We start from the raw sequence: 17,718 nt of genomic DNA, 5'->3' as shown, positions 1-17,718 counted from the left end.
ATTGAAGCAGGTCAAGGTGATTGGTTCTTGTCGGAAGGGACCGTCCCCGGCCGTAATACGGATTGGCAACGATGGCTGCAGGCCCGAACGAGCTGGTGATCTTCGATTGCGACGGCGTGCTCGTCGACAGCGAGCCGATCTCTCTCGCCGTCCTCGTCGATGCACTCGGCGTCGCCGGCGTCAGCATGGACGCCACGGAAGCCACCGAACGGTTCTTGGGCAAGAGCCTCAAGTCCATGTCGGAAATCCTGCACGACGACTACGGCCTTGCGGTGGATGACCGCTTTCTCGAAGCGATGCGCAAGACGCTCTATTCGCGCTTTCGCGAAGAGCTGCAGCCGATCGACGGCATCCGCCAGGTGGTCGATGCGCTGCCGGTGCCGTTCTGCGTGGCTTCGTCCAGCCAGCCCGAGCGCATCCGGCTTTCGCTATCGGTGACCGGATTGATCGACCGCTTCGAGCCGAACATCTTCAGCGCCACGATGGTCCGCAACGGCAAGCCCGCGCCGGATCTGTTTTTGCATGCGAGCAGCGCCATGGGCATCTCGCCGGAGGCCTGCGTCGTCGTGGAAGACAGTCCGGCAGGGGTGATGGCGGCCAAGGCGGCGGGGATGCGTGTCCTTGCCTTTGCCGGCGGTTCGCATGCGAGAAATGCGCGCCATCGCGCAGCCCTTTCAAGCCTGGAACCGGATGTCCTGTTTGACGACATGCGGGATTTACTCCAGTTTGTGGGCGAGGAGAATCCCACGGGAACATGACTTCATGCGCGATCTGATCGTTGCGGTCGACATCGGGACCGGAAGCGCCCGTGCCGGTGTTTTCGATCGGGCCGGGGCCATGCTTGCGCGCGCCGAGCACGCGATCGCGATGAACCGGCCGCGTGAGAATTTTGCGGAGCACGATTCCGAAGACATCTGGAAGGCGGCGTGCTCGGCCGTGCGCGCAGCCTGCGAAACGGCTGGCGTCGGCGCAGAGCGGGTTGCGGCACTCGGTTTCGACGCGACCTGTTCGCTCGTGGTCCGCGACGTGGAGGCGGCGCAGCTTTCGGTTTCGGGCGAGGAGGATCCGCGCTGGGACACGATCGTATGGCTCGATCACCGCGCGCTCGAAGAGGCCGATTTCTGCACCGCCACGCAGCATCCCGTGCTCGACCACTCCGGCAAGGTAATGTCGCCGGAGATGCAGATGCCGAAGTTGATGTGGCTGAAGCGGCATCGGCCGGAGCAATGGGCAAGGGCCGGGCATTTCTTCGACCTTGCGGACTTCATGACATGGAAGGCGACCGGATCGCTCGCGCGCTCGCGCTGCACGATCACCGCGAAATGGAACTATCTCGCCCATGACGGCGGCGGATGGCAGGCGGATTTTCTCGACGCGATCGGGCTTGAGGACCTGCGGGAACGCGGCGCGCTGCCAGGCGAGACGCTGCCGGTCGGCAGTGCGGTGGGGCGCCTGAGCAGGCGGGCGGCGGAGGAACTCGGGCTGGATACGGGCTGCATCGTCGGCGCGGGAATGATCGATGCCTATGCCGGCGCACTCGGCCTTCTCGGCCACCTCGCCGGAGAGCCGCACCGGCTGGAACGCCAGCTTGGCCTGATCGGCGGCACGTCGAGCTGCGTCGTCGCCTTCTCGAAGGAGAAGAAATTCGGCTTCGGCATGTGGGGGCCCTACTACGAGGCCGTGCTGCCGGAGCACTGGCTAGTAGAAGGGGGGCAGTCGGCGACCGGCGCGCTTCTCGACCATATTGTGCGCCTGCACAGCGCCGGCGGGGAGCCGACGCCGGCCACGCACCAGCGCATCGCCAGTCGCGTTCGCGAACTTCGCGCGCTCGAGGGCGACAAGTTCGCAGCACGGCTGCACGTGCTGCCGGATTTTCACGGCAATCGCTCGCCACTTGCCGATCCGCGCGGGCTCGGCGTCATCAGTGGCCTGTCGCTTGACGCAACGTTCGACAGTCTCTGCCGGCTCTACTGGAAGACCTGCGTGGCAATCGTGCTCGGCATCCGCCATGTCATCGACAAGCTCGGAGAGTGCGGCTATGCCGTTGACGCGCTGCATGTGACAGGCGGCCATCTGCACAATCCGCTGCTGATGGAGCTTTACCGCGACGTGACCGGCCGACGGCTGGTGGTGCCGAAGACCAGCGACGCGGTGCTGCTTGGCACGGCGACCGCCGCAGCGGTTGCAGGCGGACTTCATCCCGATCTCGCCTCTGCGGGGGCCGCGATGTATCCCGGCGGCATTGAGCAGTCGCCCCAGCCTGCGCACGCTGCGGCCTACGAGCGCGACTACAGGCGATTTCTGGCCCTTTACCGCCATCGCGACGAGCTTGAAAAAATCGTCTGAAAAAATCGAAGCGGCCGGAACCTTTTTTGATGCGCCGAGTTTCTCCCTCGTCACCGGCAAGCGCATTCCCCCAGTGCGAGGCCCTCGAGCCGGTGCAGATGCCGCACGCCGTGTCCCCTCCGGCCTGCGGAATTTTAGGCAGCCAGCGCCCCCCGCGCTGGCTGCTTTTATTTTTGCCAGGCTACTTCTCAAGCGACGATCAAAAAAAGAGGACGGGGCCAACGCCGCGTCCTCAGATGTGCTTCAGGCAGGAGCCTCGGGAAAGAGGTGCCGCGCGCTCTACGCGGCGGCCGGTTGGCTGTGGTTTGTCAGCAGCGCCTGGTTGATCAGCACCTTCACCGTCTCCGGATGGAAGGGTTTGCTGACGAGATAGGCCGGTTCGGGGCGCTCGCCGGTCAGGAGCTTCTCCGGATAGGCCGTGATGAAGATCACCGGCAATTGCGCACGCGAAAGGATGGAGCTTACGGCATCGATGCCGGAGCTGCCGTCGGCGAGCTTCACGTCGGCCAGGATAAGTCCGGGCCTCGTATCGCCCCACAGCTTCTCGGCTTCGCTCTGGGTCCTGGCGATGCCGGTGACATGGTGGCCCATGTCGTTGACCATATCGGCGAGGTCGAGCGCGATCAGTGGTTCGTCTTCGATGATCATGATGCCGGTTTCGGCCTGTGCGGCGATCTCGCGGAAGCCCTTGTCGAGCAGGGCGCAGACGTCGCTCTCATCCATTTCCAGTATTTCTGCAGCGTGGGTCGTGGGGAAGCTTTCCATCGTCACCAGCAGCAGGGCCTGGCGGACGCGCGGCGGCACCGCGCTCAGATCCACGCCTGCGGGGGCTCCGGGGGTGATGGAGAGGGAATCGCTGATGGAGACCGGAAGCGACGAGATCATGCGCGACAGCAGCCGGAACAGGCAGAGCCGGTCGTCCTCGTTGTTTGCGAATGCCGATGGATCCATCAGGATCGCCTCGAGCGTGGCTGCGACATAGGCGTCACCGGAAGCCTGCGTGCCCGTGAGGGCGCGCGCGTAGCGGCGAAGGTGCGGCAAATGCGGTGTTATGCGGTCGGAAATCGGCATCGGGGCTCCCCTTTGATGCGTTCGGCTGAACTGCCGGTTGACCAAAGAACGCCGTGCCGCAATTTTGGTTCCTCCCGTCAGGAACCTTTCTTGCGGGCGCGCATTACCTGTCTCGAAATCCCTTTGTGGCGACAACGCAGACAAATTGAGAGTTCGATATTGTGAAACAACAACACCGACCGCAACAACCACTGGCTTCCGCAGGGGCCGAAGCGCAGATTGCTCAGCGGCTGCGCTCCTTCTATACCTCCGTGCAGGAGGAGCCCATTCCGCAGAAGTTCCTCGATCTCCTGGAGAAGCTCGATCTGGCCGAGCAGAGAAGCATTCAGGTGGGGAGCGAAGATCGGTGAGCAAGATGGAGCCGAACAACACGTTCAAGCGGGAGCTGCTTTCGATCCTGCCGAGCCTCAGGGCATTTGCCATCTCGCTCGTCGGGCGGCATCACGAGGCCGACGACCTGGTCCAGGACACCATCATGAAAGCCTGGGCCAAGCAGGAGCAGTTCGAGATGGGTACCAACATGAAGGCATGGCTCTTCACCATCCTTCGCAACGAGCTCTACAGCAAACTGAGAAAGCGCGGACGCGAGGTTCAGGACAGCGACGGCCTGCTGACGGCCAACCTCGCCCAGCATCCCGCGCAATACGGCACGCTGGACATGCAAGACTTCCAAAGGGCGCTTGCGCAACTTCCGGACGAACAAAGGGAAGCGATCATCCTTGTAGGCGCCTCCGGTTTTTCCTATGAAGAGGCGGCCGATATTAGCGGTTGTGCGCTCGGCACCATCAAGAGCCGCGTGAACCGGGCAAGGCAGAAGCTGCAGGAAATCCTGCAGATTTCGAACGAGGGTGAATTTGGACCTGATGCGATTTCCGCGCCGCTGACTTCCCGGGCCTTCGTATCGTAATGGGCGGCGCCACCTGCTTCGAGGGCGGGTGGAGGGGGAGTGGTCGGAGAATAGAGATGCAGGCTTCCGCAACGGGACTGAGGTACCAAATCAAGATATGCTTGTCCGGGATGGACATCAAATGAACCGGGCAGGCGTATCCGCGCCGGCCGCGCTTGCGGCGGCTCTCGCATCTCCGGAGCGGCTTGAAGCCGTTGCGGCGAGCGTGCCGGCGCATGTCGGGCCTGATGCGGATTTTACCGAAATCGCGGAACTTGCTGCGGGCCTGTTTGCAGCGCCGATCGCGATTGTCAGCGTGATCGGCAATTCCACGCAATGGTTTCTGGCGCGCAAGGGCATTTCGGAGGTGAGCGCCAGTGCTGCGGATTCCTTCTGCGCCCGGCTGCTGGTCGAGGATGGCGCCCCCGTTACCGTCTTCGATGCGGCTGCGGATCTACGGTTTTCCAGGCTGCCGAGCGTCGCCGGCGAACCGCATGTCCGCTTCTATGCGGGCGCGCCGATCTGCCATGCGGGCCAGGCGATCGGCAGCGTATGCGTTTTCGACACCGAAAAGCGCGTCAGCGATGTCAGCGATGAAGCGCTGCTGCATCTGCAGCAGCTTGCCAAGCTTGCGGGATCGCTGCTCCTGTTCAAGGAGGAGGCGCGGCGCCGGGCGGTGGCGAATGCGTCGATCACCCGCGAGGAGCAGCGCCAGGCATCGGCGCTCGATGTCGCCAATGTCGGCAGCTGGCTCTGGAACATCAAGACGGGATCCGTAACAGGAAACGCGCCGCTGATGCGCATGCTCGACCTGAAGCCGGGGGCGAAGCTCACGGCACGCCGCATCTTTACCTCCATCCACCCGACCGAGCGGAAGGCGACCATCGGCAAGCTTCGCGAGGCGCTCTCGAGCGGCGGCGAGTATGACGGTATGTTCAGGGCAGGCGCCACCGGCCGCTGGCTTCTGGGCCGCGGACGCGTGCAGGAATGGGACTCGGAGGGCAAGCCCTCCATATTCCTGGGCATCACGCTCGACGTTACCGAAGGGCAGATCGCCTCCGAACGGATGCGGCTCTTGCTCCGCGAACTGAACCACCGGGTGAAGAACACGCTTGCCATGCTGCAATCGCTGGCGCGGCAGACCTTGCGTCAGACCAAGGATCCGGCCGCCTTCATGGAAGCCTTCGCGGGGCGGCTGCAGTCGATCTCCGAAGCCCATGGGCTGCTCAGCGACCACGAGTGGGGAACGATCCGCCTGAACACGCTGCTGCAGGCCCAGATCAAGCCTTATGTCGACGATTTCACAACACAGGTCGAGATCCACAAGGACGAGGTGAAGCTCGGCCCGGACCAGGCCATCGGACTGGGCCTCGTGCTGCATGAACTTGCGACCAATGCGCGCAAATACGGCGCGCTGTCGGTCGCCGGCGGGAAGCTGGTTATTACCGCACGCGTGGTACAGGAAGACGGGCATCCGGTGTTGAACATGACATGGCACGAGATGGGCGGGCCGAAGGTCAAGCCGCCGGAGCGCCACGGGTTCGGCCTCGTTCTCATCGAACGCAGCCTCGACAAGGTGCTGGGCAGCAACGTGCACCTGGAATTCCTGTCGGGCGGGCTGACGGCACTCGTCAGACTTCCGCTCGATCAGATCTGAGGCGCGAAGATTTTTTCAGGAAATTGGGATTGTCAGTCGTCGCTGCGGCGACGGCGCCGTGAGGACGGCTTGAGAAACAGTGCCAGCGCCACGCCGAGTGCGGCGGTAGCGAGCGGGTTGCTTGCTGCCGAGCCTGCCGCGAGTGCTGCAAGCTGGCCGCGGGCACGCAGTTCCTGGCGGCGTCTGCGACGTATCTTCGCGTCGCGCTTGTTCAGATAGACGAGGATGCAGACGAGGATCACGGCGAGTAACGTGGCGGCGCCGGCGAGGCCGAGGAGGGCGGCGATTGCACCGTGACGCTCTGCGAGTGCGACCGTCAGGCCGGCGACGGCAAGCGTGTAGGCGGTCAGGAGCAGATGGCCGGCCAGCAATGCGAAGATCGCATTGCGCTTGGAGCGCTGCACCGTTTCCTCGATCCTGTCCTCGACCCTGAACAACAGGCTCTGCGCAAGGGCCGCTACGATCGAAACCATTTATTGCTGCTCCCGAAATTTCTGCTCTTTCGCGGCACGGCTGCGAAGATCGCCAAACCGATCATGCCCGCGCACCCGAACAGGCTCGCGGGCAAATTGCAAGGGCGGATGTGCGGGCGTGTTGCGATACCTGTGATCGCCTGCCGAATCCGCCCGTCAACGACCGGGGTTCCCGGCACGTCCCCGCCTTAGCGGCGGAGGATCGCGGCGATGACGAAACCTGCCAGTGCTGCCGCGCCGAGGGTGGCGACGGGGTGCTCGCGCACCGTGCGGCGAACCTCGCGGCCGGTGTCGCGATAGCGCGCGGTCAGCTCCGCAAGGATATCCTCGCCGTTCGCGATCAGATCGTCCAGGTTTTCGGCGGCGTCATCACGCGCCTTGCGTGCGTTCTTGCGGAACAGGGAGAAGCGGCTGCGCGCCTCGTCGGCGCCGTCGGAAGCTTCCTGCGCCACGAGCTTTGCCAATGTCGCGATCTGATCGCGCAGGTCGGCGATCTGGTCTTCCATCGTTTCGGCTGCTTCGGAAACGGTGCGGTCCTTGCCGCGGGAGAACATTCCGGATGCCATTTCACCCTCCTTTGCCTGTTCATACGCAAGACTATGTTGTGGTGCACAACGTCGACGGCGCAAGAAAGTTCCACCTGCGCGCGCAGGCTGGCTCAGAGGATTGCCGTCTGAGGAAGAATGAACGGAGTTCCCGCGGCAGGCAAGCCGCTGACGCGCATCCGGCAGCCGAAGACCTCCTCCATCGCCTCGTCGGTCAGGACGTCGGCGGGGGCGCCGGCGACCACGACCTTGCCCTTCTTCATCATGATCATGTGGTCGGCGAACATCGCCGTCAGGTTCAGATCGTGCATGACGGCGATGACGCCGCCGCCGCGCGCGCAGTAGTCGCGGGCCAGTTGCATGATCGTCAACTGGTGGCGGATGTCCAGGCTGGACACCGGCTCGTCCAGCATCAGATAACACGGCTCCCCGTCGAGCACGGGCTCCCAGATCTGCGTCAGCACGCGGGCAAGCTGCACGCGCTGCTGTTCGCCACCGGAAAGCTCCTGGTAGAAGCGCCCCGCGAAACCCTGCAGGTCGACGGCTGCCAGCGCTTCTGCCGCGATCGCCTCGGATCGCCCGGCACTGCGGTTCAGGCCGGTCGACAGGCCCATGCGGACGATTTCCCTGACGGTGAAGGGAAAGGCGATGGTGGTCGATTGCGGCAGCACGGCGCGGCGGGTGGCCAGTTGCAGCGGGTCGAGGCTGCGCACGTCCCTACCGTTCACCGTAAGCTCGCCGGTGCTTGGGATTTCTCCCGCCACCGCCTTCATCGTCGTCGTCTTGCCGCAGCCGTTCGGGCCGACGATCGCCGTCACCTGGCCGGGCTGTGCCTGCAGCGAAAGCTTTTCGACGATGAGTTTTCCGGCAAGGCGGACGGAAAGGTTGCTGGCACGGATCATGGCAGTCTCACGCGTGTTGGGCCGGTCGGTCACAAGCCGGCGGACGTTCGTCCGCGCAGCAGCACCCAGAGAAAGAACGGGGCGCCGGCGAGTGCGGTGATGATGCCGATCGGCAATTCCGCGGGGGCGACGATGGTGCGCGCGACCATGTCGGCTGCGAGCAGCAGGATGCCGCCCAAGAGGGCAGACGCCGGCAGCAGGTAGCGATGGTCCGGGCCGATCACCATGCGCAGGATATGCGGTACGACGATGCCGACGAAGGCGATGCCGCCGCTGACGGCAACCGAGGCGCCCACCGCGGCAGCAACGCTGACCACGGCGATGTTCTTCAGCTTCTGCACCTTGACACCCATATGGAAGGCGGTCGCTTCACCGAGCGTGATCGCGTTCAGGCCCCGCGACAGGAAGGGCAGGACGGTCAACGAGATCAGGATGATCGGCCCTGCGGTCAGCACCTTCGCCCAGGTGGAGCCGGCAAGAGAGCCGAGGTTCCAGAAGGTGACGTCGCGCAGCTGACGGTCGTCGGCCATATAGATCAGGACGCCGGTGATCGCACCGGTGAGCGCCGCGACCGCGATGCCGGCCAGAAGCATGGTGGCAACCGAGGTCTGGCCGTGCCGCGTGGCGACGCGATACAAAAGCAGCGTCGTGATCAGTCCGCCGGCAAAGGCGGCGATCGGCAGGGCGAAGCCACCGAAGAAGCCGAGCAGGCCCATCGGCAGCGTACCGCCGAGCACGATCATCAGCACGGCGCCGAGCGCTGCCCCGGAAGAGATGCCGATCAGGCCGGGATCGGCGAGCGGATTGCGGAACAGGCCCTGCATCACGGCACCGGAGACCGCCAGCGCAGCCCCGATGAGGAGACCGAGCAGGGCACGGGGGAGGCGGATGTCGAAGACGATGATCCTGTCGCGCTGGCTCAGCACGGACGATTGCTCTCCCGTCAACAGCGATACGACCACGTCGATGGCCGAGGCGTTGGAGGCGCCGGTGGCGGTCGACAGCAGGAGCGCCAGCAGCGTGAGAACGACGAGAGCGGCAACCACCAGGCGGGCGAGGCCGGCGCGGTCGCCCGCAGCGGCTGCACGCAGGCTCGACAGCATCATGCCGCGCGCGCCCGGCTTGCCGGCATCACTGAGAGACATCTGCCTTGCCATACAGCCGTTCGTTGAGGTCGCGGATCGCGGACGCCGTCCGGGGCCCGAACCCGAGAAGATGGAGGCTGTTCATGCGGATGACGGTCTTCGAGGCGGCCGCGGGTGTCAGCGCTATAGCGGGATGGGCGAGAAGCTGCTCGTCGCTGCCGTCGTGGCCGCCGCCGCGCGACATGACCATGATAGCGTCCGGCTTGGCGTCCGCGATGGCCTCGTCCGACATGGCCTTGTAGCCGGGGAAGGCGCCGTCCGTCGCGTTCACCGCGCCGGCAAGCTTGAGGATGCCGTCTGCGCCGGTATGGGCGCCCGCAGCCATGATCTTGCCGTCCTGGAAGCTGAGGACGAACAGCACGCGCTTGCGCTCCGCCTCGGGGCGTTTTGCGGCATCGGCGATCGCGGCGTCCAGATCGCCGGCAATCTCGTCAGCAAGTGCCTTGGCCTTGTCGGGAACACCGAGGAAATCGCCGACCGTCGTGATCTTGTTGAGGATCGCGGCACGGTCATAGCCTTCGGGAACCGTCTCGAACGGAATGCCGGCGTTCTTGAGCACGGCGAGCGCGTCCGGCGGGCCGCTGCCTTCGATGGACAGGATCGCGCTCGGATTGACCGCCAGCACGCCTTCGGGCGAGAGCGCACGCATGTAGCCGACGTCAGGCAGCTTCAGGGCCTCTTCGGGATAGGTGCTGGTCTGGTCGCGGGCGATCAGGCGATCGCCTTCCCCAAGCGCGTAGACGATCTCGGTAATCGCCCCGCCAATGGTGACGAGTCGCGAGGTGTCGACCTTCTGCACCTCTTCGGCTGCGGCGGTTGCAGGCACACCCGGCAGCGCTGCGGCGAACGGCAGGACAAAGGGCGCCGTAAGCGCGAAGGCCGCCAGTGCAAATTGCCGAAAACGCGGACGGTGGACGGAAAATCGGCTCGTCATATCCTTGTTCCTTACGCGGCGACGCTTGCATTGTGGCGCGGCAGGCTGTCGAGGATCGCGCGCCATTCGGCGAGTTCCACCACGCCTTCCTTCCGCTTGCCGAAGTACTGGATGACCATCTCGCCCTTGGCATCGTAGGCTTCCAGAGACGTGACATGGCCGTCCTTGGTCGGCTTGCGCACGACCCAGCACTCCGCGATGTGGTCCTGGCGCAGGTGCAGATGGAACGTCGGATCCATCACGTTGATCCACGGGCCCATCGGCTGGACGTTGGCGACGGGTCCGGTGTGGATCTGGATCGTGCCGTTGTTGCCGACGAAGCACATGATGTCGGTGCCACTTTCGGCCGCGGCGCGCATCATCAGCTCGCAGGAATTGCTGGAGACCTGCCAGGCGAAGTCCTCGCCGACGCTGCGAACGGCATCCTGGCGGCCGATCTTCAGCTTCTTCAGCATTCCGAAGAACTGGTGCGTATCGGTCATCTCGCTCCAGTTCTGGCGAAGGGCCTGGACATCGACCGGGCCTGTCTCGTCGGCATCCGGGGTGTCGGCGGCGACCTCGACGAAGTCCTGCGACTGATCTTCGAGGCGGAATTCGCTGACGATGGCCTCATAGGCGGCAAGGTTGGAATTGGCACGAAGATGGATCTTCTGCACCGCATTGCCGGCGGCGTCGAAATACTGAAGGCTGCGGCGGACTTCGCCGTCCTCGGCGTTCTTGGTCACGGCAAAGCCGTGCGCCCAGGCCGACGGGAAGATGCGAAGGTCCACGTTTTCGCCGAGAACGATAGAGGCATGCTTGCCCGCGGTAATCTTTTCGTAGACGCCGATCTTCTCGTGGACGGCGCTTTCGTTGCGGGTCAGGACCATGACTTCGCCGAGCTGCTCGGCCTTTTCCAGCAACCGGTTGGCGCCGCCGTCGATGCGTATGGCCGAGATGCCGACTTCCGCCGCCACCAGCGCCGCTTCGGAAATGCCGAGCTGGGCTGCAATGTCGCGCTCGCGCAACTTGGGGTTATCGGCGCGATATGCGCGAATTGCGGAAGGGGTGGGGCGGGTTTTTTCCGTCATGGCCTCTGCCTGTCTCTAAAAAATCATCAAATCACAGTGAACGACGTCGCGAACCCGCCTGATTTCCAGGGTTCGTTGCCGATCCGGTTCTGTTTCACGCTTCTGCAGTCCCCGCGCCGAAGTGGGGGATTGCGGGGACCAAAATCGTCGAACTTTCTTGACTTCCATAGTCATATTTATTTATGGACGCAATACCGGATCGGCCCGGCGCTCACAGGTTCGATGCAATTCGCGATTGAAGCCATGCGCCGGGCTGTCGTACAAGTGCAGCTGTGTCGAGGAGCTAAGGACCATGACGATTCGAAATGCCGCCCTGACCGCCACGGCGCTGGTCTTGCAAGTCGGCGCGGCCTGCGCGCAGGACGCGGCTACGGCAAAAGGGCTGCAGATTGAGCTGAACACGCTGGCGCCTTCGCAGAAGGGGTGCATCTTCACCTTCGTGGTCGGGAACGAATTGACGCAGGATGTTTCCAAGGCGGCGTTCGAGTTTGTCCTCTTCAATGCGAGCGGCACTGTCGAGCGCATGGTGAAGCTGGACTTCCGTGAGTTGCCGCAAGGCAAGACCAAGGTGCGCCAGTTCGATCTACCCGGAACGAACTGCGACAGCATCAAGCGCGTTCTCGTCAACGACGCCGTCACTTGCGAGGGCGAGGGGCTCGCGGCCGGAGCCTGCATGTCGGGGCTGGTGACGCGCAGCAGCACGCCGATTGGTTTCGAGGGCTGAGGCTGGCGCAAACGCCGCCGTCGTAGAACTAAGTAAGGGAATGATCATGTCCGGCAACAAGGCAATCTGGAGCACGGCCATCGTCCTTTCGCTGATGACGCATGCCGGAGCGGCAGCGATCCTGACATATTCGCCCGAGCCCGATCCGGATGTCTCGCAGATCGCGGGCGGTGTCGTCGCCGAGGTGGCGATGCTTGGCAACAGCGCGTTCGAGGCGGTGGAGGCCGGCACCCCGGAGGAGATCCAGCCGACCGAAACGGTCGAACAGGAGACTTTCGAGCCGGTGACGCAGGAGGTGGCCGCGGTCGAACCGCAGGAGATCGTGCCGCAGGAGATGACGCCGACGGAAGTCGCGCCCACGCCGGACGCCACCGAAATCGTGCCGGAGATGAGCGAGGCTATCGAAATCCAGGGCGCGGAGGTGGAGATCGCGGCGATCCCGATTCCCGAGATCAAGCCGGAAATCGTCGAGAAGCCGCCTGAGATGGTGAAGCCGTTGGAGCAGAAGACCGAAAAGCCGGTCGAGAAGAAGAAGGTCGAGAAGCGGAAGAAAAAGGCCGGCGACAAAGGCGACAGTGCCCGGGCGCTGAGCAAAGGCCAGATCGATGGCTCTCAGGATGCGAAGACCTCTGCATCGGGCGGGCAGAAGAAGGGCAATGCGACGTCGGCGGGCAATGCCGCCGTCAGCAACTATCCTGGCAAGGTCCGCAACAAGATCAACCGCGCCAAGCGCCGCTTCAGCGGCAACGGCGGCGGCATCGCGACCGTCAGCTTCGTGGTGTCAGCTTCCGGGCAGGCCACCAGCATCCGCATCATCAGAAGCTCCGGCCAACCGGCACTCGACGAGGCCGCCCTGGAGGCCGTACGCCGCGCGGCTCCGTTCCCGGAAATTCCTGACGGCGCCGGACGCGCATCGTGGCCGTTCAGCGTGCCGATTTCCTTCAAGCGCTGAGGCGCAGTCATTCCTGTGTTCGTGACGGTGAAGACGCCGGTGCGTCGCTTTGTGTGCGGATTGCTTCTTTCGCAAGGTGTCAGGCACACCGAAAGGTGACAAGAATCTTCATGTTTATACTTTACTATTAAACTCATGTTTTGTAGGGTCGCGTCGATCCAAAAGGAAGCCGGTTACGGCACGAGGAGTGACGCATGCATTCAGGCAGGGACGGCCAGCGCGAGGCAGCGCTCAGGGCCATGATCACGTCGCGCGACGCGCGCATCGCGGCGCTGGAGAAGGAAGTGTCTTCGCTGAAGGCGCGCCTGGCGGCCGGTTCGGCGGCCGCGGGCGACGGCAAGCCGCAGGCTGCGCGGGGGGCTTCGCCGGAAGCGCGCGTGCAGCGGCCGGTCGAGATCACCCGCGTGAAGCGGCGCAGCATCGAGATCGACAGGCGGGCTGCGCGCCAGCGTCAACAGGCCGATTCGGCCGAAAGCCAGTCCGAGGCCGCTGCCAAGGCCAGCCTGGAAGGACGCAACTTCCTCTATGTCGGCGGTCGTGACTGCCAGGTGGCGCATCTGCGCCAGATCGCAAGCTCTTTCGGCGCCAATCTGATCCATCACGATGGCGGCCTGCGCGAGGCGGTTTCGCGGATCGACAACGTGCTGCCGTCTGTCGACTGTGTTTTCTGCCCCATCGACTGTATCAGCCACGATGCCTGCTTGCGGGTGAAGACCGGCTGCAAGAAGTGGGAAAAGGCCTTCGTGCCCCTGCGCAACGGCAGCAAGTCCAGCTTCGAGCGCGCGCTGCAGAGCCTCAGCGAAGGAACACCGGTCCAATGAACGGCGACAAGCCTGACGGTTTCATGATGATAGGCCTGCACAAGCTCGCCGCGCAGAACGGCGACGGGCTCATTCCGGAGCTTTATGCGCTTCTGACGCGGGAAGCGCGCATGCAGGCGGAAAATCCCAACGTGACGGTGTTTCCTGTCTGGGAGGCCCGCTCGCCGGCCCGTGAGGTCCCCTTCGCGGGTGAGGATACGACACCGGCCGAAGCGCCCGACAATCTCATCGCCTTTCCCGCCCGGGCCAAGGCGCCGGGACGCCGCAGCGGCACCGCCTGATTTGCGGGATCCGTCTGCTGGCGCCCTTGGCGTCTCCTTCGGAGCGGTCTCTCCGGGTCAGTCGTGCTTCGGCTTCAGGAGGGCGCCTGCCGCGACCGCAAGCCAACCCGCCATCATGAGGACGCCGCCGGTCGGCGCGGACATTGGAAACAATCCGTGGCCAAGCGCATGGCGCACGGCGAGGTCGCCGGCAAACAAAAGCGTCCCGGCGATCAGGAGCGCGGCGGCGATCGCAGCGGTGCGCAGGGCCGGCCAGCCTGCATAAAGGGCGACAAGCGCCGGCGCATGGGCCAGGCACATGGCAGACGCGCCGCCCATCAGGCGCGGGTCGCCGCTGGCGTGCGAGGCCATGGCGGCGCTGACGACGCCGCCAAGGCCGAGGATTCCGGCAAAGAAAAGCGTCGCCCTTCGCGCTGCAGCCATGAGATCGTCTGTCCTATTCCTGGTTGACCATATGTTGCGCCAGTCGCGTCACCGGCTCGAGAATGACGGCGCGCAGCTGCGGCCCTGGGATCGTTTCCTCCAGCGCCCTCGTGAAGCAGAGCATCCAGCCATCGTGCTCGGCCGCGCCGATCGGGGCGACGAAATGGCGCCGCCGCAGCATGGGGTGGCCGCGCTTCTCCGTGTAGAGGGGCGGACCGCCCAGCCAGCCGCTGAGATACTCGTAGAGCTTTTCCTCGCTGCCGGAGAGATCTTCAGGATGGATGGCGCGGCAGGCGGCGGCTTCCGGCAGCGTGTCCATCAGTGCGTAGAAGCGGCGGGTGAGGGCGCGCACGGCCGCATCGCCTCCAACGGCTTCATAGAGCGTGATCGTCTCTCTCTGGCTGTCTTCCTGCACCGGTCTCATCCGCAGTTCGTCTATGGTCGACTGATAGTCCGCCCGCATTTAGGGAGCAATGACATAGCGCAAGCTGTGACAACCGGGCGCGGCTGCACGACTTGCAATAAAACCGTCCAGACGGTATGTTTAGCTCATGAGCAATGCCCACAAGCGCAAGAAAGATCCAGAGGCCGTCCGCGAACTCCTGCTCGAGGTCGCGGCAGCGCTGTGCCTCGAGAAGGGGGCGGCCAGCCTGCGGCTCGACGCGGTCGCCTCGGAAGCCGGAGTCAGCAAGGGGGGATTGCTGCATCATTTCCCGAGCAAGGCCGATCTGCTTGTCGGCATGCTGGACGACCTCATCGCACGGCTTGAGGCGGCTATCGAAGGGGAGATGCGGACGGATGAGGAGCCGCACGGACGTTTCACGCGCGCCTATCTGAAAGTCTGCTTTGCACCCGGCGGCATGGAGGAGGGCGCGCGTTGGAAGGCGATGACCGGCGCGCTTTTGGCGGAGCCGCAGCTTCGCCGGCGCTGGCAGGCCTGGATCACGCAGCAGGCCGAACGGCACGCTGATACAGATTCCTCGCCGGATTGCGAACTTGTGCGCTTTGCGGCCGACGGGCTGTGGCTCGCCTCGTTGCTGGAAAGCCATACGCTTGAGCCGGTGCGCGAGCAGGAGTTGATGCAGCGCCTGCTCCACCTCACGCGATCCTGATACAGCGAACACCTCATTTGTCGGAGATTTCCATGAACCTTCCCGTCGTCTATTCCGTGCTTGTGCTTGCGATCGTGTTCGAAGTGCTTGGAACGTCGGCGATGCAGGCGGCGCAGCATTTCACGCGGCTCGGGCCGACCGTGGTCATGATCGTCTGCTACGCCGTCGCCTTCTATTTCCTGTCCTGGAGCCTGCGTTATGTCTCCGTCGGGGTCGCCTATGCAATCTGGAGCGGGCTTGGCATCGTGCTCATTTCGCTGGTCGGGCTCTTCGTCTTCGGGCAGAAGCTGGACGTGCCGGCGATCATCGGGCTGGGGCTGATCGTTGCCGGCGTGATGGTGCTGAACCTGTTCTCCAAGTCCTCCTTTCACTGATGAGCTCGATTTGCGCTTGCCAAGCGAGCGAAAGCCTCTAAAAATGCCATCCAAAACGCTTTGGATCAATTTTTGGCATTCTGGAGGAGCGTATGACGATCAGGACAATCGTGTGGGGAGAAAACATCCACGAGCAGACGAACGACGTCGTGCGCTCGATCTATCCGGACGGGATGCACGCCGTCATCGCCAAGGCGCTGAACGAACACCCGCAGATCGAGGCGACCACCGCGACGCTGCAGGAGGAGGAGCACGGCCTGCCTGAAGGCCGGCTCGACCAGACCGACGTGCTGGTGTGGTGGGGGCACAAGGACCACGGCGCGGTGTCCGACGCGGTCGTGGAACGGATCGCCGCCCGTGTCTGGGAGGGGATGGGGCTCATCGTCCTGCACTCCGGTCATTTCTCCAAAATTTTCAAACGCTTGATGGGAACGCCCTGCGCCCTGAAATGGCGCGAGGCGGGTGAGCGGGAGCGTGTCTGGGTCGTCAATCCGCGCCACCCGATCGCCGCCGGCCTGCCGGAGCATTTCGTGCTGGAGAACGAGGAGATGTATGGCGAACCCTTCTCCGTGCCCGAGCCGCTCGAGACGGTGTTCATCTCGTGGTTTGCGGGCGGCGAGGTGTTCCGCTCGGGCATGACCTGGCGCCGTGGGGCCGGCAACATCTTCTATTTCCGCCCCGGCCACGAGACCTATCCGACCTACCACGACGCCACGGTGCAGGCGGTGCTGCGCAACGGTGTGGCCTGGGCATACAACCCGCAAGCACGGTACGCGGCGATCCATGATGCCCCGAACGTGCCGGTTGAAAGCGCTTTGGAGCCCATCGTCGAGCGTGGGCCGCGGCTGCATCAGGCCGGCGAAGCCGGATATCGGTGAGCGGCGTCATGAGGCTTCTCATCCTTGGAACCGGCGGTATGGCCAATACTCATGCCGAGCATTTTTCCTCCATCCCCGGCGTCGAACTCGTCGGCGCCGTCGACGTCGATCTGGCCATGGCGACCGCCTTTGCCGAACGGCACGGCATAGCGAAGGTTTTCACCGATCTCGATGCGGCGATCGCCTGGGGCGCTTTCGATGCGGCGACCAACGTGACGCCGGACCGCGTACACCACCCGACCACGCTGGCGCTGCTTGCCGCCGGCAAGCATGTCCTGTGCGAAAAACCGTTAGCCGAGAATTTCACAAAGGCCGAGGAAATGGCGAGCGCTGCGGAGGCTTCCGGGCAGGTAGCGATGGTAAACCTCACCTATCGCAACGTCGCGCCCCTGCAGAAGGCGCGCGAACTGGTGCTTGCCGGTGCGCTCGGCCGGGTGCGCCACGTCGAGGCGTCGTATCTCCAGAGTTGGCTCGTGTCGCGGGCCTGGGGCGACTGGACGAGCCAGAGCCAATGGCTTTGGCGCCTGTCGACGCGGCACGGTTCGAACGGCGTGCTCGGCGACGTTGGCATTCATATCCTCGATTTCGCCAGCTACGGCAGCGGCAGCGACGTCGAGACGCTTTTTGCCCGGACCAAGGCCTTCGACAAGGCGCCAGGCAACCGTATCGGCGAATACGAACTCGACGCCAATGACAGCTTCACGATGGCGGCGGAGTTCGCCAATGGCGCGCTCGGCGTCATCCATGCCAGCCGTTGGGCGACCGGGCATCTGAACGAACTGCGGCTGCGCATGCATGGCGACCGGGGCGGGCTGGAGGTGATCCACACGCCTGCGGGTTCAAGCCTGCGGGGTTGCCTCGGCGAGGATGTGGAAAATGCCGTCTGGCGCGACATCGACGCCGGCATCGTTCCGACCAACTACGAGCGCTTCGTCACGGCGGTGCGTGAACGGCATCATGCCGTCGAGCCGGGGTTCCGCCATGCGGCAAACCTGCAAAAGGTCCTGGATCTGGCGATCGCGGCGGAGAAGGAGCGACGCGAACTCAGCGTCTGAGCTTGTTGGCGCGCGCCGGCCAGCCGATCCGGTGGCGGATTGATGGCGGCAGGCACAGGACGCTCTCCT

Annotated in this window: 22 protein-coding genes; 13 read left to right on the top strand and 9 right to left on the bottom strand. The window is 64.3% G+C overall.

What is annotated here, in order from left to right:
- The first annotated feature begins 71 nt into the window (after nucleotides 1-71).
- The gene (locus HV823_RS09730) at nucleotides 72-758 is read left to right on the top strand and encodes an HAD family hydrolase (RefSeq protein WP_176949527.1); all 687 of its coding nucleotides are present in this window, start codon (nucleotides 72-74) and stop codon (nucleotides 756-758) included.
- A 4-nt stretch (nucleotides 759-762) separates the two neighbouring features.
- Nucleotides 763-2,346 carry an FGGY-family carbohydrate kinase gene (locus HV823_RS09725; RefSeq protein ID WP_176949526.1) on the top strand — a complete coding sequence of 528 codons (1,584 nt, stop codon included), beginning with the start codon at nucleotides 763-765 and terminating at the stop codon, nucleotides 2,344-2,346.
- A 279-nt stretch (nucleotides 2,347-2,625) separates the two neighbouring features.
- On the opposite strand, the gene HV823_RS09720 is transcribed toward HV823_RS09725, so the two are convergent.
- A complete protein-coding gene (locus HV823_RS09720; protein WP_176949525.1) occupies nucleotides 2,626-3,417 on the bottom strand; it encodes a response regulator in 792 nt (263 codons plus the stop codon).
- 161 nt (nucleotides 3,418-3,578) lie between these two features.
- Here HV823_RS09720 and HV823_RS09715 point away from each other — a divergent pair, with 161 nt between their 5' ends.
- The 3 genes from HV823_RS09715 to HV823_RS09705 all read left to right on the top strand — a co-directional run bounded on the left by HV823_RS09715 (nucleotide 3,579) and on the right by HV823_RS09705 (nucleotide 5,960).
- On the top strand, nucleotides 3,579-3,767 hold the full coding sequence (locus tag HV823_RS09715; protein ID WP_343051825.1) for a NepR family anti-sigma factor: 189 nt from the start codon (nucleotides 3,579-3,581) through the stop codon (nucleotides 3,765-3,767).
- Between the two features lie 5 nt (nucleotides 3,768-3,772).
- Nucleotides 3,773-4,324, top strand: a complete 552-nt coding sequence (locus HV823_RS09710; RefSeq protein ID WP_176949750.1) for an RNA polymerase sigma factor — start codon at nucleotides 3,773-3,775, stop codon at nucleotides 4,322-4,324.
- A gap of 121 nt (nucleotides 4,325-4,445) precedes the next feature.
- Nucleotides 4,446-5,960, top strand: coding sequence for a sensor histidine kinase (locus HV823_RS09705; RefSeq protein WP_176949524.1), 1,515 nt, complete (start codon nucleotides 4,446-4,448; stop codon nucleotides 5,958-5,960).
- 32 nt (nucleotides 5,961-5,992) lie between these two features.
- Here the strand turns inward: HV823_RS09705 and HV823_RS09700 are convergent, their stop codons facing one another.
- The 6 genes from HV823_RS09700 to HV823_RS09675 all read right to left on the bottom strand — a co-directional run bounded on the left by HV823_RS09700 (nucleotide 5,993) and on the right by HV823_RS09675 (nucleotide 11,029).
- On the bottom strand, nucleotides 5,993-6,433 hold the full coding sequence (locus tag HV823_RS09700; protein WP_176949523.1) for a hypothetical protein: 441 nt from the start codon (nucleotides 6,431-6,433) through the stop codon (nucleotides 5,993-5,995).
- A gap of 188 nt (nucleotides 6,434-6,621) precedes the next feature.
- Nucleotides 6,622-6,999: a hypothetical protein gene (locus HV823_RS09695; RefSeq protein ID WP_246301081.1), complete on the bottom strand. Its 378-nt coding sequence runs from the start codon at nucleotides 6,997-6,999 to the stop codon at nucleotides 6,622-6,624.
- A 92-nt stretch (nucleotides 7,000-7,091) separates the two neighbouring features.
- On the bottom strand, nucleotides 7,092-7,880 hold the full coding sequence (locus HV823_RS09690) for a heme ABC transporter ATP-binding protein (RefSeq protein ID WP_176949522.1): 789 nt from the start codon (nucleotides 7,878-7,880) through the stop codon (nucleotides 7,092-7,094).
- 29 nt (nucleotides 7,881-7,909) lie between these two features.
- Nucleotides 7,910-8,986, bottom strand: a complete 1,077-nt coding sequence (locus HV823_RS09685) for a FecCD family ABC transporter permease (protein ID WP_246301106.1) — start codon at nucleotides 8,984-8,986, stop codon at nucleotides 7,910-7,912.
- A gap of 25 nt (nucleotides 8,987-9,011) precedes the next feature.
- The gene (locus HV823_RS09680) at nucleotides 9,012-9,959 is read right to left on the bottom strand and encodes a heme/hemin ABC transporter substrate-binding protein (RefSeq protein WP_176949520.1); all 948 of its coding nucleotides are present in this window, start codon (nucleotides 9,957-9,959) and stop codon (nucleotides 9,012-9,014) included.
- Between the two features lie 11 nt (nucleotides 9,960-9,970).
- Nucleotides 9,971-11,029: a hemin-degrading factor gene (locus HV823_RS09675; protein WP_176949519.1), complete on the bottom strand. Its 1,059-nt coding sequence runs from the start codon at nucleotides 11,027-11,029 to the stop codon at nucleotides 9,971-9,973.
- 292 nt (nucleotides 11,030-11,321) lie between these two features.
- On the opposite strand from HV823_RS09675, the gene HV823_RS09670 reads away from it, so the two are divergent.
- The 4 genes from HV823_RS09670 (at nucleotide 11,322) to HV823_RS09655 (ending at nucleotide 13,807) form a co-directional block, all read left to right on the top strand.
- On the top strand, nucleotides 11,322-11,753 hold the full coding sequence (locus HV823_RS09670; protein ID WP_176949518.1) for a hypothetical protein: 432 nt from the start codon (nucleotides 11,322-11,324) through the stop codon (nucleotides 11,751-11,753).
- 46 nt (nucleotides 11,754-11,799) lie between these two features.
- Nucleotides 11,800-12,705, top strand: a complete 906-nt coding sequence (locus HV823_RS09665) for an energy transducer TonB family protein (protein ID WP_176949517.1) — start codon at nucleotides 11,800-11,802, stop codon at nucleotides 12,703-12,705.
- Between the two features lie 419 nt (nucleotides 12,706-13,124).
- A complete protein-coding gene (locus tag HV823_RS09660; RefSeq protein WP_176949748.1) occupies nucleotides 13,125-13,526 on the top strand; it encodes a DUF2325 domain-containing protein in 402 nt (133 codons plus the stop codon).
- Nucleotides 13,523-13,807, top strand: coding sequence for a hypothetical protein (locus HV823_RS09655; RefSeq protein WP_176949516.1), 285 nt, complete (start codon nucleotides 13,523-13,525; stop codon nucleotides 13,805-13,807). Before HV823_RS09660 ends, HV823_RS09655 begins: the two co-directional genes overlap by 4 nt.
- 57 nt (nucleotides 13,808-13,864) lie before the next feature.
- On the opposite strand, the gene HV823_RS09650 is transcribed toward HV823_RS09655, so the two are convergent.
- Together HV823_RS09650 and HV823_RS09645 are read right to left on the bottom strand one after the other, a co-directional pair.
- A complete protein-coding gene (locus HV823_RS09650; RefSeq protein WP_176949515.1) occupies nucleotides 13,865-14,230 on the bottom strand; it encodes a DUF423 domain-containing protein in 366 nt (121 codons plus the stop codon).
- 13 nt (nucleotides 14,231-14,243) lie between these two features.
- Nucleotides 14,244-14,654 carry a group II truncated hemoglobin gene (locus HV823_RS09645; protein WP_176949514.1) on the bottom strand — a complete coding sequence of 137 codons (411 nt, stop codon included), beginning with the start codon at nucleotides 14,652-14,654 and terminating at the stop codon, nucleotides 14,244-14,246.
- Nucleotides 14,655-14,781: 127 nt separating this feature from the next.
- Here HV823_RS09645 and HV823_RS09640 point away from each other — a divergent pair, with 127 nt between their 5' ends.
- The 4 genes from HV823_RS09640 to HV823_RS09625 all read left to right on the top strand — a co-directional run bounded on the left by HV823_RS09640 (nucleotide 14,782) and on the right by HV823_RS09625 (nucleotide 17,649).
- The gene (locus HV823_RS09640) at nucleotides 14,782-15,342 is read left to right on the top strand and encodes a TetR/AcrR family transcriptional regulator (protein ID WP_176949513.1); all 561 of its coding nucleotides are present in this window, start codon (nucleotides 14,782-14,784) and stop codon (nucleotides 15,340-15,342) included.
- A 32-nt stretch (nucleotides 15,343-15,374) separates the two neighbouring features.
- Nucleotides 15,375-15,716 carry an SMR family transporter gene (locus tag HV823_RS09635; RefSeq protein WP_176949512.1) on the top strand — a complete coding sequence of 114 codons (342 nt, stop codon included), beginning with the start codon at nucleotides 15,375-15,377 and terminating at the stop codon, nucleotides 15,714-15,716.
- Nucleotides 15,717-15,808: 92 nt separating this feature from the next.
- A complete protein-coding gene (locus HV823_RS09630; RefSeq protein ID WP_176949511.1) occupies nucleotides 15,809-16,594 on the top strand; it encodes a ThuA domain-containing protein in 786 nt (261 codons plus the stop codon).
- A gap of 8 nt (nucleotides 16,595-16,602) precedes the next feature.
- Nucleotides 16,603-17,649: a Gfo/Idh/MocA family protein gene (locus HV823_RS09625; protein ID WP_176949510.1), complete on the top strand. Its 1,047-nt coding sequence runs from the start codon at nucleotides 16,603-16,605 to the stop codon at nucleotides 17,647-17,649.
- The last annotated feature ends 69 nt before the right edge of the window (nucleotides 17,650-17,718 follow it).

The organism is Mycoplana rhizolycopersici (genome assembly GCF_013378445.1).
In the GTDB taxonomy this organism is placed as follows: Bacteria; Pseudomonadota; Alphaproteobacteria; order Rhizobiales; family Rhizobiaceae; genus Mycoplana; species Mycoplana rhizolycopersici.
Note: the sequence above shows the minus strand (reverse complement) of the source record. Positions and strands in the feature narration are given on the sequence as shown.

What these genes read in the sequence shown, in the direction of transcription:
- HV823_RS09730 (WP_176949527.1), top strand. Translation starts at nt 72, where the DNA reads ATGGCTGCAGGCCCGAACGAGCTGGTGATCTTCGATTGCGACGGCGTG.
- HV823_RS09725 (WP_176949526.1), top strand. Translation starts at nt 763, where the DNA reads ATGCGCGATCTGATCGTTGCGGTCGACATCGGGACCGGAAGCGCCCGT.
- HV823_RS09720 (WP_176949525.1), bottom strand. Translation starts at nt 3,417, where the DNA reads ATGCCGATTTCCGACCGCATAACACCGCATTTGCCGCACCTTCGCCGC.
- HV823_RS09710 (WP_176949750.1), top strand. Translation starts at nt 3,773, where the DNA reads ATGGAGCCGAACAACACGTTCAAGCGGGAGCTGCTTTCGATCCTGCCG.
- HV823_RS09705 (WP_176949524.1), top strand. Translation starts at nt 4,446, where the DNA reads ATGAACCGGGCAGGCGTATCCGCGCCGGCCGCGCTTGCGGCGGCTCTC.
- HV823_RS09700 (WP_176949523.1), bottom strand. Translation starts at nt 6,433, where the DNA reads ATGGTTTCGATCGTAGCGGCCCTTGCGCAGAGCCTGTTGTTCAGGGTC.
- HV823_RS09695 (WP_246301081.1), bottom strand. Translation starts at nt 6,999, where the DNA reads ATGGCATCCGGAATGTTCTCCCGCGGCAAGGACCGCACCGTTTCCGAA.
- HV823_RS09690 (WP_176949522.1), bottom strand. Translation starts at nt 7,880, where the DNA reads ATGATCCGTGCCAGCAACCTTTCCGTCCGCCTTGCCGGAAAACTCATC.
- HV823_RS09685 (WP_246301106.1), bottom strand. Translation starts at nt 8,986, where the DNA reads ATGATGCTGTCGAGCCTGCGTGCAGCCGCTGCGGGCGACCGCGCCGGC.
- HV823_RS09680 (WP_176949520.1), bottom strand. Translation starts at nt 9,959, where the DNA reads ATGACGAGCCGATTTTCCGTCCACCGTCCGCGTTTTCGGCAATTTGCA.
- HV823_RS09675 (WP_176949519.1), bottom strand. Translation starts at nt 11,029, where the DNA reads ATGACGGAAAAAACCCGCCCCACCCCTTCCGCAATTCGCGCATATCGC.
- HV823_RS09670 (WP_176949518.1), top strand. Translation starts at nt 11,322, where the DNA reads ATGACGATTCGAAATGCCGCCCTGACCGCCACGGCGCTGGTCTTGCAA.
- HV823_RS09665 (WP_176949517.1), top strand. Translation starts at nt 11,800, where the DNA reads ATGTCCGGCAACAAGGCAATCTGGAGCACGGCCATCGTCCTTTCGCTG.
- HV823_RS09655 (WP_176949516.1), top strand. Translation starts at nt 13,523, where the DNA reads ATGAACGGCGACAAGCCTGACGGTTTCATGATGATAGGCCTGCACAAG.
- HV823_RS09650 (WP_176949515.1), bottom strand. Translation starts at nt 14,230, where the DNA reads ATGGCTGCAGCGCGAAGGGCGACGCTTTTCTTTGCCGGAATCCTCGGC.
- HV823_RS09645 (WP_176949514.1), bottom strand. Translation starts at nt 14,654, where the DNA reads ATGAGACCGGTGCAGGAAGACAGCCAGAGAGAGACGATCACGCTCTAT.
- HV823_RS09640 (WP_176949513.1), top strand. Translation starts at nt 14,782, where the DNA reads ATGAGCAATGCCCACAAGCGCAAGAAAGATCCAGAGGCCGTCCGCGAA.
- HV823_RS09635 (WP_176949512.1), top strand. Translation starts at nt 15,375, where the DNA reads ATGAACCTTCCCGTCGTCTATTCCGTGCTTGTGCTTGCGATCGTGTTC.
- HV823_RS09630 (WP_176949511.1), top strand. Translation starts at nt 15,809, where the DNA reads ATGACGATCAGGACAATCGTGTGGGGAGAAAACATCCACGAGCAGACG.
- HV823_RS09625 (WP_176949510.1), top strand. Translation starts at nt 16,603, where the DNA reads ATGAGGCTTCTCATCCTTGGAACCGGCGGTATGGCCAATACTCATGCC.